The organism is Nonomuraea sp. NPDC047897, assembly GCF_043204415.1.
In the GTDB taxonomy this organism is placed as follows: domain Bacteria; phylum Actinomycetota; class Actinomycetes; order Streptosporangiales; family Streptosporangiaceae; genus Nonomuraea.
On record NZ_JBIDCC010000022.1, the window covers coordinates 25748 to 39901 of the forward strand.

The following is a 14154-nucleotide window of genomic DNA, read 5'->3' on the forward strand; positions in this document are numbered from 1 at the left end:
TGACATCGACCTCACGTGTGTCGCGACGGGCCTCGATCAGGGCGCGACCGCGGCCCACGGCAGCGTCAGCTCGCCGAGCCGCCAGCGCGCCGTCCCGCCCAGCGGCGGATGCCGTGGCACCGGCCAGGAGCCGCTCAGCTCGGCGACCGCCGCCAGCCACCGCTGGCGCGCCCCGTGCGCGCCGTACGGGGCGCTCACCGCCCACGCCCGGTCGAAGTCGCGCAGGAAGGCGTGGATCCGCTCGCCCGGGACGTTGCGGTGGATCAGCGTCTTGGGCAGCCGGTCCGCCAGGTCGGAGGGCCGGTCGAAGGCGTCGAAGCGGGCCGAGAAGGTCAGCGTCCGCGGCCCCTCGCGCGACAGGCCCACCCAGACCGCCCGGTGACCCACCTCCGAACAGGTGCCCTCCACCAGCACGCCGCCGGGCGCGAGAGCGCCGCACAGCACGTCCCAGTAGTGCCACGCCTTCGCCTCGTCGTACTGGCGCAGCACGTTGAAGGCGCGCACCAGCACCGGCGGGCGCGGCACGGGCAGCTCGAACCCGCCCAGCGCGAAGCTCAGCCCCGGCCGCTCGTACGGCTTGGCCAGGGCGACCCGGGCCGGGTCGATCTCCAGGCCCGTCACCTCCACGTCGGGCCTGATCCGCCGCAGCCTGGTGAACAGCTCCAGCGTGGTGGCGTGCGAGGCGCCGTAGCCGAGATCCACGACCAGCGGCCGATCGGCGCCGCGGAGCAGCGCCCCGTGCGCCGCGGCGATCCACCGGTCGGACCGCCGCAGCCGGTTGTGCGCCGTCGTGCCCCTGGTGATGGAGCCGACCGGTCTAGCCACCGACCCGGTGCACCTTGTGCTGGGCGGCCTGGGCGCGGGGGCGCATGACGATCCGGTCGATGTTCACGTGGGCGGGGCGGGTGACGCACCAGGCGATCGCGTCGGCCACGTCGGCCGAGGTCAACGGGTCCGGGACGCCCTCGTAGACGCGGGCGGCGGCCGCCTCGTCGCCGCGGAAGCGGGTCACCGCGAACCCTTCGCTGCGCACCATGCCGGGGGCGATCTCCACCACCCGCACCGGCTCCCCGGCCAGCTCCAGGCGGAGCGTGCCCGCCATGGAGGACTGGGCGTGCTTGGCCGCCACGTACCCGCCGCCGCCCTCGTACGGCACCAGCCCCGCCGTGGAGGTCAGCAGCACCAGCACCCCGTCACCCGACGCGACGAGCCGGGGCAGCAGCGCCCGGGTCATGCGCAGCGTGCCCAGCACGTTCGTGTCGTACATCCGCTGCCAGTCCTCGGGCCGCCCGTCCGCGACGCTCTCGGCCCCGAGCGCGCCGCCCGCGTTGTTGACCAGCACGTCGCAGCGGTCCAGCGAGGCGGCCAGCGCGTCGACGGACTCCTGCGAGGTCACGTCGAGGGTGACCGGCCTGATCGAGGGGACCTCGGCGGCCAGCGCGTCCAGCCTGTCGCGCCGCCTGGCGCCCGCCACCACGTCGTAGCCCTCGGCGGCCAGCCGCCTGGCCGTCGCCTCGCCGATCCCGCTGCTCGCGCCCGTCACCACAGCCGTCTTCTTCATGGCCCACATCCTGCCAGGGCGCCGCCTCGGGACCCCGCCGTGACCCTTTGTCGGGAATGCCGGAAAGATTCGGGCAGTTGTCCATCGTTTGGAGGTGGTGTCGGGTGAGGCGACGACGGGTCAACCGGGTCGCGACCATCAGCATGCACACGTCACCGCTGGACCAGCCCGGCACGGGCGACGCCGGCGGCATGAACGTGTACATCGTCGAGTCGGCCAGGCGGCTCGCCCAGCTCGGGGTGGAGGTGGAGATCTTCACCCGGGCCACCGCGCGTGACCTGCCGCCGGTGGCCGAGCTCGCCCCCGGAGTCCTCGTCCGCCACCTCACCGCCGGCCCGTACGAGGAGCTGGACCGCGCCGACATGCCGGGCCAGCTCTGCGCGTTCCTGTCCGGCGTGCTGCGCACCGAGGCCATGTACGACCCCGGCCGCTACGACGTCATCCACTCCCACTACTGGCTGTCCGGCCAGGTCGGCTGGCTGGCCAAGGAACGCTGGGGCGTGCCGCTCGTGCACACCATGCACACCATGGCCAAGGTCAAGAACCAGCTCCTCGCCGCCGACGACAAGCCCGAGCCGCAGGCCCGCGTCCTCGGCGAGCAGCAGGTCGTGGAGATCGCCGACCGGCTCGTCGCCAACACCGACGACGAGGCCCGCGAGCTGATCGACCTGTACGGCGCGCACGAGGACCGCGTCGCCGTCGTCAACCCCGGCGTCAACCTCAATGTCTTCGAACCCGCCCCCCAGGGCGCCGCCCGTGGCCGCCTCGGCCTGCCGCAGGACGCCCGCGTGCTGCTGTTCGTCGGCCGGATCCAGCCGCTCAAGGCCCCCGACGTGCTGCTGCGGGCCGCCTCCCGCCTGCTCATCGAGGACCCGTCGCTGCGCGAGCGCCTGATCGTCGCCTGCGTGGGCGGCCCGTCGGGCAACGGCCTGGCACGCCCCTCCCACCTCACCGAACTGGCGGCCGAGCTGGGCATCTCCGACGTGGTGCGTCTGGTGCCGCCCGCGCCCCAGCGCGAGCTCGCCGACTGGTACCGCGCCGCCGACGTGACCGTCGTCCCCTCCTACAGCGAGTCGTTCGGTCTCGTCGCGCTGGAGTCGCAGGCGTGCGGCACGCCCGTGGCCGCCGCGGCAGTCGGCGGGCTGCGCACCGCCGTGCGGGACGGGGTGTCCGGCGTGCTGGTCGACGGCCACGACTCGCACGAGTGGGCGCGCACGCTGCGCCGCTTCGTCACCTCGCCGCGCTGGCGCGCCGAGCTGTCGGAGGGTGCCCGCCGGCACGCCGCGGGCTTCGGCTGGCAGGCCACCGCCTCGCACCTCATGGAGGTCTACTCGGGCGCCGTCGGCCACCTGCGCAGCGTGCCCGTCGCCTCGTGCGGCGCCTCGTGAGGCGTCTCGTAGGGTGAGCGGCATGCGCGATGTCGTCCGGGCCGCCCTGGAGGCGGCCGAGGTCCCCTACGACGAGCCCCGGCCGGGCGCGTTCCTGGCCAGGCTCCCCGGCCAGCACAAGCTCGCCACCATGACCTGGCTCATCGTCGGCGAGCAGGTGCTGCACGTCGAGGCGTTCTTCTGCCGCCAGCCCGACGAGAACCACGCCGAGTTCTACCGGTGGCTGCTCGGCAAGAACGGCGCCACGTACGGCGTGCACTTCTCCGTCGACTCCGTCGGCGACGTCTACCTCGTCGGCAGGGTGCCGCTCGCCGCCGTCACCGAGGAGGAGATCGACCGGCTGCTCGGCTGCGTGCTGACCTACTCCGACGACTGGTTCGACCGGGCGCTGGAGCTCGGCTTCGCCTCCTCGATCCGGCGCGAGTGGGAGTGGCGGGCCAAGCGGGGAGAGTCGCTGGCCAACCTGCAGGCCTTCGCCCGTTTCGCCGACCCGGCCCGCTCCGGCGGCTGACCGCCTGCCCCCGTCCCCGCGGGCGAACCATAGGATTGGCCGCATGGCGACTTTGGTGCTGCTGCGGCATGGCGAGAGTGACTGGAACGCGAAGGGCCTGTTCACCGGCTGGGTGGACGTGAGCCTGTCGGCCAAGGGTGAGGACGAGGCCCGCCGGGGAGGCAGGCTCCTCATCGAGGCCGGCGTGCGCCCCGACGTGGTGCACACGAGCCTGCTCACCAGGGCCATCCAGACAGCCCAGCTCGCGCTCGGCGAGGCCGGCCTGCCGTGGCTGCCGGTGCGGCGCTCCTGGCGGCTCAACGAGCGCCACTACGGCGCCCTGCAGGGCAAGAACAAGGCGCAGACGCGCGAGGAGTTCGGCGACGAGCAGTTCATGCTCTGGCGCCGCTCCTACGACGTGCCGCCGCCCCCGATCGCCGACGGCGACGAATACTCCCAGGCCGGCGACCCGCGCTACGCGCTGCTGCCGCCGGAGCTCATGCCGCGCACCGAGTGCCTCAAGGACGTCGTGGAGCGCATGCTGCCCTACTGGTACGACCAGATCGTCCCCGACCTCGCCGCCGGCCGCACGGTGCTCGTCGCCGCGCACGGCAACTCCCTGCGCGCCCTCGTCAAGCACCTCGACGGCGTCGGCGACGAGGAGATCGCCGGGCTCAACATCCCGACCGGCATCCCGCTGCGCTACGAGCTCGACGACGACTTCAGGCCGCTGGTGCGGGGCGGCGAATACCTCGACCCCGAGGCCGCCAAGGCCGCCATCGAGGCCGTGGCCAACCAGGGCCGCTGAGGCCGCTCGTGCCCCCCGGCCCGGCGTCTCAGCTGGGCCGGGACCCCGTCACCAGGTAGACGACCGCCTCGGCCACCCGCACCGCGTGGTCGGCGTACCTCTCGTAGTAGCGCCCGATCAGCGTGATGTCGATCGCCGGCTCCACGCCGTGCTGCCAGTCCTTGGCCAGGATGCTCCTGAACAGCTTGCGGTGCAGCCTGTCCATGGCGTCGTCGTCGTGCTTCAGCTCCAGCGCCGAGTCGACGTCGCGGGTGGCCACGCAACTGCCCGCCTTGGTGACCAGGTTCTCGGCGATCTGCCCCATCTCCACGATCGTCGAGCGCAGCTCCGGCGGGATCGCCGAGTCGGGGTGCCGCAGCCGCGCGACCTTGGCCACGTGCACCGCCAGGTCGCCCATCCGCTCCAGGTCCGTGCCCATGCGCAGCGCCGTGATGATCATCCGTAGGTCGACGGCCACCGGCTGCTGCCTGGCCATCAGCTCCAGGATGGACGTCTCGATCTCGTTGAAGAGCGCGTTCACCTCCTCGTCCCGGCTGATCACGTTCTCCGCGAGTTGCAGGTCGGAGTCGAGCAGGGCCGTGGTGGCACGGGAGATCCCCGAACGGACCAGCCGGGTCATCTCGACCAGCTTGTCCGTCAGCGAGTCGAGTTCCTCGTGGTAGGCGTCGCGCATGCCGCCACCGTACGCGCGCGTGGATGAACGAACCCCGACACGTAAGTGAACTTTCCGGGAAAGGAGGCGTTCATCCCCAGGTGACGGGTCGGACGGCCGATGGCCGCCGCCTACCATCGAAGACATGAGTGAGATGGCCATGAGCCTCGCCGCCCTGGCCGGCTTCATGGTGGGGGCCCTCGCGGTGCTGTTCTACCGCAACCAGATCGAGGCACCGCACCGCACACAGCCGACCGGCGAGGCCGACACGGGCTCGCTGCCGCAGGGAGTCGCCTCGGTGCTCGCCGTCCTGCCCTCCTCGGCCGTGGTGCTGGACGCCGAGGACCGGGTGCTGCGCGCCAGCTCGGCCGCCCGCGCGTTCGGGCTGGTCAAGGGAGAGAGGCTGATGGCCGCGGAGCTGCTCGCCCTCGCCAGGCAGGTACGCCGCGACGGCGAGATCCGCGAGACCGAGATCGACGTCGCTGGTCACAAGTTCGGCCAGGAGATCACCAACTTCGCCGTGCGCGTGGCGCCCCTCGGCTCCCACGGCCAGGTGCTGGTGCTCGCCGAGGACCAGACCGAGCGGCGCCGGGTCGAGGCCGTCCGCCGCGACTTCGTCGCCAACGTCAGCCACGAGCTGAAGACCCCCGTCGGCGCGCTCAGCCTGCTCGCCGAGACCATCCAGGACGCCGCCGACGACCCCGAGGCCGTCACCCGCTTCTCCGGCCGCATGCAGCACGAGGCCGCCCGGCTCACCTACCTCGTCCAGGACCTCATCACGCTGAGCCGCATCCAGGGCGCCGAGCCCATCCCCACCCCGGAGCAGGTGGACATCGACCTGGCCGTCCACGACGCCATCGACCACTGCAACACCCGGGCCGGGGCCAAGGACATCACCCTGGTCGCCGGCGGCGCCGAGGGGCTGCGCGTCTGGGGCGACGACGAGCTGCTCGTCACCGCGCTGCGCAACCTCATCGACAACGCCGTCGCCTACAGCCCCGAGCACACCCGCGTCGTGGTCAGCGTCAGGGCCGCGGGCGACTCCGTCGAGATCAGCGTCAGCGACCAGGGCATCGGCATCCCCGAGGAGTCCCTGGAGCGCATCTTCGAGCGCTTCTTCCGGGTCGACGCCGCCCGGTCGCGGGCCACCGGCGGCACCGGCCTCGGGCTCGCCATCGTCAAGCACGTCGCCATGGCCCACGCCGGCGAGGTCTCCGTGTGGAGCAAGGAAGGCTCCGGCTCCACGTTCACCCTGCGGCTGCCCGCCTTCGGCGGCACCGCGGTAGCCGTACCCAGCACCAGCCCCCTGGAGGCAGCAAGATGACCCGAGTTCTCGTGGTGGAGGACGAGGAGTCGTTCTCCGACGCCCTGTCCTACATGCTGCGCAAGGAGGGGTTCGAGGTCTCGGTCGCGACCACCGGCCCGGAGGCGCTCGACACGTTCGACCGCACAGGTGCCGACCTGGTGCTGCTCGACCTGATGCTGCCCGGCCTGCCCGGCACCGAGGTGTGCCGGTCGCTGCGGCAGCGGTCCAAGGTGCCGGTCATCATGCTGACCGCCAAGGACAGCGAGATCGACAAGGTGGTCGGGCTGGAGCTCGGCGCCGACGACTACGTGACCAAGCCGTTCTCCTCCCGCGAGCTGGTCGCCCGCATCCGCGCGGTCCTGCGGCGCCAGGGCGACGTGGTGGAGGAGATGGACACCGCCGTGCTGGCCGTCGGCCCGGTGCGGATGGACGTCGACCGGCACGTGGTCGCCGTCCGGGGTGAGCAGGTGCAGCTCCCGCTGAAGGAGTTCGAGCTGCTGGAGGTGCTGCTGCGCAACGCCGGCCGGGTGCTGACCCGCGGGCAGCTCATCGACCGGGTGTGGGGCGCCGACTACGTGGGCGACACCAAGACTCTCGACGTGCACGTCAAGCGGCTGCGCGCCAAGATCGAGGCCGATCCGTCCAATCCGCGCTGCATCCTCACGGTCCGCGGCCTGGGCTACAAGTTCGACGCCGCGGAGGCCTGACCGGCCCGCTGCGCCGATCCCGAAGACCGCCCGGCCTTCCGCTGACGGTCCGGGCGGTCGAGGCGCTCGGGGGCGTCTCCGAGCCCTGCCGGCTCGCTTCGCCGGCTCGCCCCACGGCCCTGCTGGACCGCTTCGCCGGCTCGCCTCACGGCCCGGCCCCGCCGAGGCGCGCTCCCGCGGCCTCGGGAGTGCCACGCAGGGCCGACTCGGCCGTACGACACCGTCAGGGCCGCGCAGGAACGCGGTGCCCTGACGGTGCGCCTGCGGGGCGGGTCAGTGGCCGGACTCGGCGTGGGCGGAGGGCGTGGCCGAAGGCGTGGGCGTCGGGGCGGCGGTGGCGCCGGGAGCGGGCGGGTACTCCTTGTACTCGCGGCTGCGCGTGACCACAGGCACGTCCATGGACACGACGCCGGCGTTGGCGAAGGTGAGGTCCAGCTTGACGCTCTCGCCGCCCCTGAGGGCCTTGGAGAGCCCCTCGATCATGATCTGGGGCGTCGGCTTGCCCGTGTTGACGAGCTGCTGGCTGGGCAACTGGATCGGCGCCGTGAGCTTGACGGCGCCCAGCGAGCCGGCGGAGACCTGCTGGAGCGTGTCGGGCGCGCCCGCGGTGTTGATGATCGACAGGTAGACCGGGGCCGAGCCGCGCCAGGCGAGCTGTGCTCCGGAGTCGGGGCCGAGGACGAACGCCTGGGGGATCTGGATGCCGCGCGAGCCGTAACCGCCGTTCTCGATGAGAGCGGCGCCTTCCACGGGGGCGTACGGCTTGTTGGTGTTGGCGTCGAATCCAGCGGCACAGCCGGCAAGGACGGGTGCGGCCAGGAGCGCGGCGGCTGCGGCAATCCAGCGACGGCTGGTCACGGGCGGGTTCTCCTTGGTATCGCGCGAGCGGGATGGGCAGCGCCTACCTTATCCACCTGATTCCATGGTCATTTCCACACCCCCGCAGGTCATTAGCCGTGTCGGCATATGAGATTCATAGAGTTGACCGCTTGTCAACCCCTAATATGCGCCTTTGACCTGCAGTTATGGTGATTTCACTGTTCCGGGAGCCTGTGGATGCGTGGTACTCTGGAGTACAGCGGAAGGGGTACTTGTCACATGACTTTCCAGGTCGGCGACACTGTCGTCTACCCCCACCATGGGGCTGCTCGGATCGAGGCAATCACGAAGCGATCCATCAAGGGTGAGGAAAAGACCTACCTGGTGCTCAAGGTCGACAAGGGCGACCTTACCGTCCAGGTGCCAGCCGAAAACGCAGAACTCGTCGGCGTGCGCGATGTCGTGGGTCAGGAAGGCCTTGAGCGGGTTTTCGATGTCCTTCGGATGCCGCACACGGAGGAGCCGACCAACTGGTCTCGCCGTTACAAGGCCAATCTGGAGAAGCTCGCGTCGGGGGACGTCAACAAGGTCGCCGAGGTCGTTCGGGACCTGTGGCGGAGAGACCGCGAGCGCGGCCTTTCCGCGGGTGAGAAGCGCATGCTGGCCAAGGCTCGCCAGATCCTGGTGAGCGAGCTGGCTCTCGCCGAGAAGACCAACGAGGACAAGGCCGAGGCCCTGCTCGACGAGGTTCTCAACTCCTGAATACCAGCATTCCACGGGTGGGCGTCGGGGTCGACGTTCACCCGTTCGCTTCCGGCCGCGAGCTCAATCTCGCGGGCCTGCACTGGCCCGGCGAGACCGGCCTCGCGGGCCATTCCGACGGCGACGCCGCCGCACACGCGGCCTGCGACGCCTTGCTCTCGGCCGCGGGTCTGGGTGACCTGGGCGGCCTGTTCGGCACCTCCGACCCCCGCTGGGCGGGGGCCTCCGGCGTCGCCCTGCTGGAGGAGACCGCACGCCAGGTCCGCGCCGCCGGTTACGAGATCGGCAACGTGGCGCTCCAGGTGATCGGAAACCGGCCGAAGCTGGCGCCACGGCGCGCCGAGGCCGAGAAAGTGCTCGGCGCCGCCGTCGGGGCGCCGGTGAGCGTCAGCGCGACCACCACCGACGGGCTCGGGCTGACCGGGCGCGGCGAAGGCGTCGCGGCCATCGCGACCGCGCTCGTGGTCAACCTGCTCGGGGCCTGAGACGTCTTCTGTCGGGATGTGTTGCGGCATCCCGGCGGGCTGCCCCCAGCTCGTCGTGCGACGAAGGCGACGGTCCGTCACCGGCGCGGTACGGACCGTCGCCTTTCTGCAGGGGTAATGTCGTGTTTCGCCGGGTAGGTCCCCTTGTGGCATATGAACACTTCGGGGGGAGTCCATATGATCGGCGCGATCGTGTCCGCGATCGTCATCGGCGCCATCATCGGTGCGCTGGCTCGACTGATCGTTCCCGGCAAGCAGAACATGTCCATCGGTCTGACGCTGGTCGTCGGCATCGTGGCCGCGCTGATCGGCACGCTGATCGGCTCCATGCTCGGCCTGACCAACACGCGGGGTATCGACTGGCTCCTGCACATCCTCCAGCTCGCGCTGGCGGTCGTCGGGGTGCTCCTGGTCACCCGGCTGCGTCCCGGAAGAACCGGAGGACCCGGAGGAACCGGAACCACACACGCCTGACCTGCGTATTCACGATCGCTGCGCATATTCGCCGGGTAAAGGGTATTGACCTCCTCGTGAGAGTGAACGGCTCACCCTCAGCGGGAGGTTACATACCATGACTATCCAGTCCATCCTTGGCGCGATCGTCATCGGCGCTGTGATCGGCGCAGTCGGCCGTCTGCTGCTTCCCGGCAGGCAGGCGATCGGCTGGATCCTCACGGTCGTCGTCGGTATCGCCGCCGCGCTGGTCGGCACGCTCATCGCACAGGTTCTCGGCGTCGAGACGACCCCGGGCATCGACTGGATCGAGCTGGTGATGCAGGTCGTCCTCGCGATCGTGGGTGTCGGCCTCGTCGCCGGCATGAAGCGCGGCAGCACCCGCCGGAGCATCTAGCGGCGGACCGCGCGCCAGAGCCGGCGCATGGGACATGCGGAAGACCCGCTCGGTCAGTTCCGAGCGGGTCTCCGTCATGCCGTGAGCCGTCCGGCTGCGTCACTCCTCCGGGGGGAGGGGCGTGCTGCGCAGGCGGCGGGCGGGGGCCTCGTCGTGGACGACGGGGTGCGGCGCGGTGTCCTCCATGGCGGCCGCCCGGTCGGCTTCGGAGTCCCGGGTGCCGCCCTCGTCACCGCCTGAGCGCTGTCCGGGGGCCTCGTCCCCGGGCGCGGTGCCCTCGTCGCGTGCGGCCTCGTCGGTCGCGGGCTCGTGGCGTGCGGGCTCCTCGCGTACTGGCTGGTCCTGTACCGGCTCCTCGCGTACCGGCTGGTCGCGTGCGGGCTCCTCGCGTACCGGGTGGTCGTGTACCGGCTCCTCGCGCCGAGGCTCCTGGCGGTCGCCCGCGACGCGGACGTCTCCCGTGCGACGCGCACCGCGCCGCGGAGACGTGTCGGCGGGGTCGGCGGCCTCGCGGCCGTGGCTGGGGTCGGGGCCGCGGTTCGCGGCAGGGCGGTCGGTGAACACCCGTACGGGCTGCGTGTCGGCGTCCTTCTCGCTGACCGGCCGGGGGTGGACCAGGACGTCGGTCGGCTTCACCCGGTCCCCCCAGCGGACCGGCCGCCGCCCGGTCTCCCCGGCGCGCCCGGCCTCGGCGGGACGGTCCGTCGCACCGTCGGCCTCCACCAGGCGTTCGCCGCCGCCGGCCCGCTCGCCGCCGGCCCGCTCGCCGCCGGCCCGCTCGCCGCCGGCCCGCTCGCCGCCGGCCCGCTCGCCGTCGGCCGGCCCGTCGTCCTTGCCTCGCCCGCCGTCACCGGCAGAGCCCGTGCGTCCAGTCCGGACAGGCCGCTCGCCCTCGCGGGAGCTGCCGGCGTCCACGCGAGGCTCGCTCTCCTGTGAAGGTGCGGGCCGGGCGGGCGCCTCGTAGGCCACCGGTCCGTCCGCGCGTGCGGGCGGCTCGTGGCGAGCGGGGGAGTCGGTGCGGGAACCGGGCACCGGGGCCGGCTGCGGAACCGTGCCGGGGACCCGGTCGACGGGCGGCGTCTCCGGCGCCGCCGTGGGCCCCACCACTGGTGTGGGCTCCAACACGGGCTGCGCCGGCGGCTCCAGCGGCGGCGCCTCGGCGGCGCCGCGGCGGAAGGGCACAAGGTCGTCCTCCGTGCCGGCCGCGCCGTCACCGGCGCCGGCGGCGCGGCGATGCGGGGCGTGCTTGATGAGCAGCAGCCACAGCCACAGGCCGAGCGCCAGCATGACCCACGGCGCGACGGCCACGCCCACCGCCGCGGCCCGTACGTCCACGTCGAACCGCAGAGCAGTCGTGACGTTCGCGGCGGCGGCGGCCACGATGAGCAGGACCAGCACGACCGCCGCCTGGACGCGCACGAGCAGGCGGGCCGAGCGCAGCAGCAGGACGCTGATCAGCGCCACCGCGAGCAGCGCGGCGAAGCCCGCCGGATAGAGGTAGGCGAGGTCCGGCCGGGCCTCACCCCGGATGGCCAGCGCCCGCAGGTCGTCGAAGGAGAGCGCGCACGCGGCGCCGGTCAGGGCGGCGACCGCGACGCCGGCCAGGGCGATGCCCAGCCGGCGGAGCGTAGAGGGGGGAGTCACGTCCATGGCGTTTCGAGCCTACAGAACAATGGTGTCAGGGACCGATCAAGGAGACACGCATGGCGGAGCTGCCAGAAGAGGTGCGCGCGCTGTTCGACGCGCCCAACTACGTGACGGTGACCAGCCTCAACGCCGACGGCGGGCCGCAGAACACCGTGGTGTGGGCGCGCACCGACGGGGACGACGTGCTGTTCTCGACCGTCTCGGGCCGGCAGAAGCCGCGCAACTTCGCCCGCGACCCGCGCACCAGCCTGCTCGTCATCGACCCGGACAACCCCTACCGGTACGCCGAGGTGCGCGGGCGCGTGACCATGGACGAGGACCCGGACGGCGCTCTCATCCAGGAGCTCTCGCGGAAGTACACGGGCCGGCCGTGGCAGGACGCGCCCGGCACGCGGCGGCTCATCGTCAGGGTCACGCCGGAAAGGGTCATCCTGCGAGGGTGATTATTCGGCATGTGAGGGCGGCTGAGGCGTTAGCCTTGCGTTCGTGAGCCTGCACCTGTACGACACCAGCACGCGAGCCGTCCGCGAGTTCGTTCCGGTCGAAGCCGGCCGGGCGTCGATCTACCTGTGTGGGGCGACCGTGCAGGCACCGCCGCATATCGGACACATCCGCTCCGGAGTGAACTTCGACGTGCTCCGGCGCTGGCTCATGCGCTCCGGCTACGAGGTCACGTTCTGCCGCAACGTCACCGACATCGACGACAAGATCATCAGGGTGTCGGCCGAGGAGAGCGTGCCCTGGTTCGTGGTGGCCGAGCGCAACCAGCGGGCCTTCACCTGGGCCTACGACACGCTCGGCTGCCTGCCGCCCACCGTCGAGCCGCGCGCCACCGGGCACGTGCCCGAGATGATCGTGCTGATGGAGCGGCTGATCGAGCGCGGTCACGCCTACGCCTCCGGCGGCGATGTCTACTTCGACGTCATGTCGTACGCCGACGACTACGGCAGGCTCTCCAACCAGAAGCTGGAGAACATGCGGCCGGCCGCCGACACCGACGACGAGTCGTGCAAGCGCGACTCGCGCGACTTCGCTCTGTGGAAGGGCGCCAAGCCCGGCGAGCCCACCTGGCCGACCCCGTGGGGGCCCGGCCGCCCCGGCTGGCACCTGGAGTGCTCGGCGATGGCCACCAAGTACCTCGGCGCGACGTTCGACATCCACGGTGGCGGCATCGACCTGACGTTCCCGCACCACGAGAACGAGATCGCCCAGTCCCAGGCGGCCGGTGACGGGTTCGCCCGCTACTGGATGCACAACGGCATGCTCAAGATCGGCGCCGAGAAGATGAGCAAGTCGCTGGGCAACTCCCTGCTCATCCCCGAGATGGTGCAGAAGGTGCGGCCGGTCGAGCTGCGCTACTACCTCGCGGCGCCGCACTACCGCTCGTCGATCGACTACTCGGAGGAGGCGCTGCAGGAGGCCGCCGCCGCCTACCAGCGCATCGAGGGCTTCGTGACGCGGGCCGCCGAGGTCATCCACGACGTCGACGCCGACGCGCCGCTGCCGCAGGCGTTCGTCGAGGCGCTGAACGACGACCTGGGCACTCCCCAGGCGCTCGCCGTGGTGCACGAGGTGGTGCGCGAGGGCAACGTGGCGCTCGCCCACGGCGACAAGGAGGCGGTCGCCCGCCTGCTGGCCGAGACGCAGAACATGCTGGACGTCCTCGGCCTCGACCCGCGCTCGGCGCAGTGGCGCTCGGCCGGGTCCGACCTCACGCCGGTGGTCGACGCGCTGGTGAAGGTGGCGCTGGAACAGCGCCAGGCGGCGCGGGCCCGTAAGGACTACGCGGCGGCCGACGCCATCCGCGACCAGTTGGCCGCAGCGGGCGTCACCGTCGAGGACACCCCGCACGGCGCCCGCTGGGAGCTCACCCGCTGACGAGGCCGGGCGCCGGGTGGCCGAACACCCGGCGCTCCAGGCTCGCGTACACCGGACCGAGCACCGCCAGGATGACCCGGCCGGCGAGGCCGTTGCGGCGCTTCAGATGCCGCTGCTCCTCGGGCGTCGCCACCCGCGCCAGCCACGGCAGCATCCGGGCCAGCCTGGCCGGCCCGAGCGACCGCCACATGCGCCGTTCGGCGACCGCGTAGTCGTCCATGGTGACGTAGTTGCGGATCATCGGCAGGATGTCCTGCTCCAGGTAGCGGAAGTGCTCGTCCATCGCGTCGCGCGTCTCGCGCAGGGCGACGGCCAGGCCGGCCGCGTGCGCCGTGGGCGTGCGGGCGAAGTCGTCGACGGTCATGCGCAGATGCTCGACGAGCGGGGCCAGCCGCCTGCGTTCGGCGCGGTAGGGGTCCATGTCGATGGCCGCGCCGGCCGACGCGCCCACCAGGGGCCATACGATCCGCGCCTCGCCCCGGCCCTGCTGGGCCAGCTCGTGGCAGAGCACGGTGACGTAGCCGCGGACGGCGCCGGCCCGGCGTCGCGTGATCACCGCGTCGCCGGGCGCCGCCCGCGCGACGTCCTCGGCCAGGGTCGTGGCCAGGTCGGCGAGTCTTCCCAGGTCGGTGCGCCACGCCCGGTGGACGATGCGCGCGCACATGAGATCGGGGTACGGGTCGCCCGGCAGGCGCCGGGCGACGCTCGCGTCCCCTGTCCGGTCCAGGTCGGTCATGCTTTCCTCTCTTGCTGTAGCGGTGCTCGCTCTAGCGGTCCTTGCCGCGACGCTTGCTGTTGTGA

At 72.1% G+C, this 14154-nt stretch carries 17 protein-coding genes; 11 read left to right on the plus strand and 6 right to left on the minus strand.

Annotated elements, in window-relative coordinates; translation table 11 throughout:
- Positions 1-36: 36 nt before the first annotated feature.
- Both ACGF0J_RS34925 and ACGF0J_RS34930 read right to left on the minus strand, forming a co-directional pair.
- The gene (locus ACGF0J_RS34925; RefSeq protein WP_393152992.1) at positions 37-825 is read right to left on the minus strand and encodes a class I SAM-dependent methyltransferase; all 789 of its coding nucleotides are present in this window, start codon (positions 823-825) and stop codon (positions 37-39) included.
- Complete coding sequence (locus tag ACGF0J_RS34930; protein WP_393152994.1) at positions 818-1561, minus strand: SDR family NAD(P)-dependent oxidoreductase; 744 nt, start codon at positions 1559-1561, stop codon at positions 818-820. The genes ACGF0J_RS34925 and ACGF0J_RS34930 overlap by 8 nt, the downstream gene beginning before the upstream one ends.
- A gap of 143 nt (positions 1562-1704) precedes the next feature.
- Between ACGF0J_RS34930 and mshA the strand changes: the two genes are divergently transcribed.
- From mshA to ACGF0J_RS34945, 3 genes are read left to right on the plus strand one after another with little or no spacing between them, the layout of a single operon-like run.
- On the plus strand, positions 1705-2949 hold the full coding sequence (mshA, locus tag ACGF0J_RS34935) for a D-inositol-3-phosphate glycosyltransferase (RefSeq protein WP_393153148.1): 1245 nt from the start codon (positions 1705-1707) through the stop codon (positions 2947-2949).
- Positions 2950-2971: 22 nt separating this feature from the next.
- Positions 2972-3460: a YbjN domain-containing protein gene (locus tag ACGF0J_RS34940; RefSeq protein ID WP_393152996.1), complete on the plus strand. Its 489-nt coding sequence runs from the start codon at positions 2972-2974 to the stop codon at positions 3458-3460.
- A 43-nt stretch (positions 3461-3503) separates the two neighbouring features.
- On the plus strand, positions 3504-4247 hold the full coding sequence (locus tag ACGF0J_RS34945) for a phosphoglyceromutase (protein WP_393152998.1): 744 nt from the start codon (positions 3504-3506) through the stop codon (positions 4245-4247).
- Between the two features lie 28 nt (positions 4248-4275).
- Here ACGF0J_RS34945 and phoU read toward each other — a convergent pair whose 3' ends face one another.
- Positions 4276-4920, minus strand: coding sequence for a phosphate signaling complex protein PhoU (gene phoU / locus ACGF0J_RS34950; protein ID WP_393153000.1), 645 nt, complete (start codon positions 4918-4920; stop codon positions 4276-4278).
- A gap of 133 nt (positions 4921-5053) precedes the next feature.
- On the opposite strand from phoU, the gene ACGF0J_RS34955 reads away from it, so the two are divergent.
- Both ACGF0J_RS34955 and ACGF0J_RS34960 read left to right on the plus strand, forming a co-directional pair.
- Positions 5054-6223, plus strand: coding sequence for a sensor histidine kinase (locus ACGF0J_RS34955; RefSeq protein ID WP_393153150.1), 1170 nt, complete (start codon positions 5054-5056; stop codon positions 6221-6223).
- Positions 6220-6912: a winged helix-turn-helix domain-containing protein gene (locus ACGF0J_RS34960; RefSeq protein ID WP_393153002.1), complete on the plus strand. Its 693-nt coding sequence runs from the start codon at positions 6220-6222 to the stop codon at positions 6910-6912. Before ACGF0J_RS34955 ends, ACGF0J_RS34960 begins: the two co-directional genes overlap by 4 nt.
- A 273-nt stretch (positions 6913-7185) precedes the next feature.
- Here the strand turns inward: ACGF0J_RS34960 and ACGF0J_RS34965 are convergent, their stop codons facing one another.
- The gene (locus tag ACGF0J_RS34965) at positions 7186-7770 is read right to left on the minus strand and encodes a copper chaperone PCu(A)C (protein WP_393153004.1); all 585 of its coding nucleotides are present in this window, start codon (positions 7768-7770) and stop codon (positions 7186-7188) included.
- A gap of 240 nt (positions 7771-8010) precedes the next feature.
- Here ACGF0J_RS34965 and ACGF0J_RS34970 point away from each other — a divergent pair, with 240 nt between their 5' ends.
- The 4 genes from ACGF0J_RS34970 to ACGF0J_RS34985 all read left to right on the plus strand — a co-directional run bounded on the left by ACGF0J_RS34970 (position 8011) and on the right by ACGF0J_RS34985 (position 9828).
- Positions 8011-8493: a CarD family transcriptional regulator gene (locus ACGF0J_RS34970; protein ID WP_043624891.1), complete on the plus strand. Its 483-nt coding sequence runs from the start codon at positions 8011-8013 to the stop codon at positions 8491-8493.
- A gap of 17 nt (positions 8494-8510) precedes the next feature.
- Positions 8511-8978 (plus strand): 2-C-methyl-D-erythritol 2,4-cyclodiphosphate synthase, encoded by a 468-nt coding sequence (ispF, locus tag ACGF0J_RS34975; protein WP_393153006.1) that lies wholly within the window; start codon positions 8511-8513, stop codon positions 8976-8978.
- Between the two features lie 177 nt (positions 8979-9155).
- The gene (locus ACGF0J_RS34980; RefSeq protein WP_393153008.1) at positions 9156-9452 is read left to right on the plus strand and encodes a GlsB/YeaQ/YmgE family stress response membrane protein; all 297 of its coding nucleotides are present in this window, start codon (positions 9156-9158) and stop codon (positions 9450-9452) included.
- Positions 9453-9549: 97 nt separating this feature from the next.
- On the plus strand, positions 9550-9828 hold the full coding sequence (locus ACGF0J_RS34985) for a GlsB/YeaQ/YmgE family stress response membrane protein (RefSeq protein ID WP_393153010.1): 279 nt from the start codon (positions 9550-9552) through the stop codon (positions 9826-9828).
- Between the two features lie 99 nt (positions 9829-9927).
- On the opposite strand, the gene ACGF0J_RS34990 is transcribed toward ACGF0J_RS34985, so the two are convergent.
- Positions 9928-11478 (minus strand): hypothetical protein, encoded by a 1551-nt coding sequence (locus ACGF0J_RS34990; RefSeq protein ID WP_393153012.1) that lies wholly within the window; start codon positions 11476-11478, stop codon positions 9928-9930.
- A gap of 53 nt (positions 11479-11531) precedes the next feature.
- Between ACGF0J_RS34990 and ACGF0J_RS34995 the strand changes: the two genes are divergently transcribed.
- A complete protein-coding gene (locus ACGF0J_RS34995) occupies positions 11532-11918 on the plus strand; it encodes a PPOX class F420-dependent oxidoreductase (protein WP_393153014.1) in 387 nt (128 codons plus the stop codon).
- Positions 11919-11961: 43 nt separating this feature from the next.
- Positions 11962-13353, plus strand: a complete 1392-nt coding sequence (gene cysS, locus ACGF0J_RS35000; protein WP_393153016.1) for a cysteine--tRNA ligase — start codon at positions 11962-11964, stop codon at positions 13351-13353.
- Here cysS and ACGF0J_RS35005 read toward each other — a convergent pair.
- Positions 13343-14089 carry a hemerythrin domain-containing protein gene (locus ACGF0J_RS35005; RefSeq protein ID WP_393153018.1) on the minus strand — a complete coding sequence of 249 codons (747 nt, stop codon included), beginning with the start codon at positions 14087-14089 and terminating at the stop codon, positions 13343-13345. The genes cysS and ACGF0J_RS35005 overlap by 11 nt on opposite strands.
- Between the last annotated feature and the right edge of the window lie 65 nt (positions 14090-14154).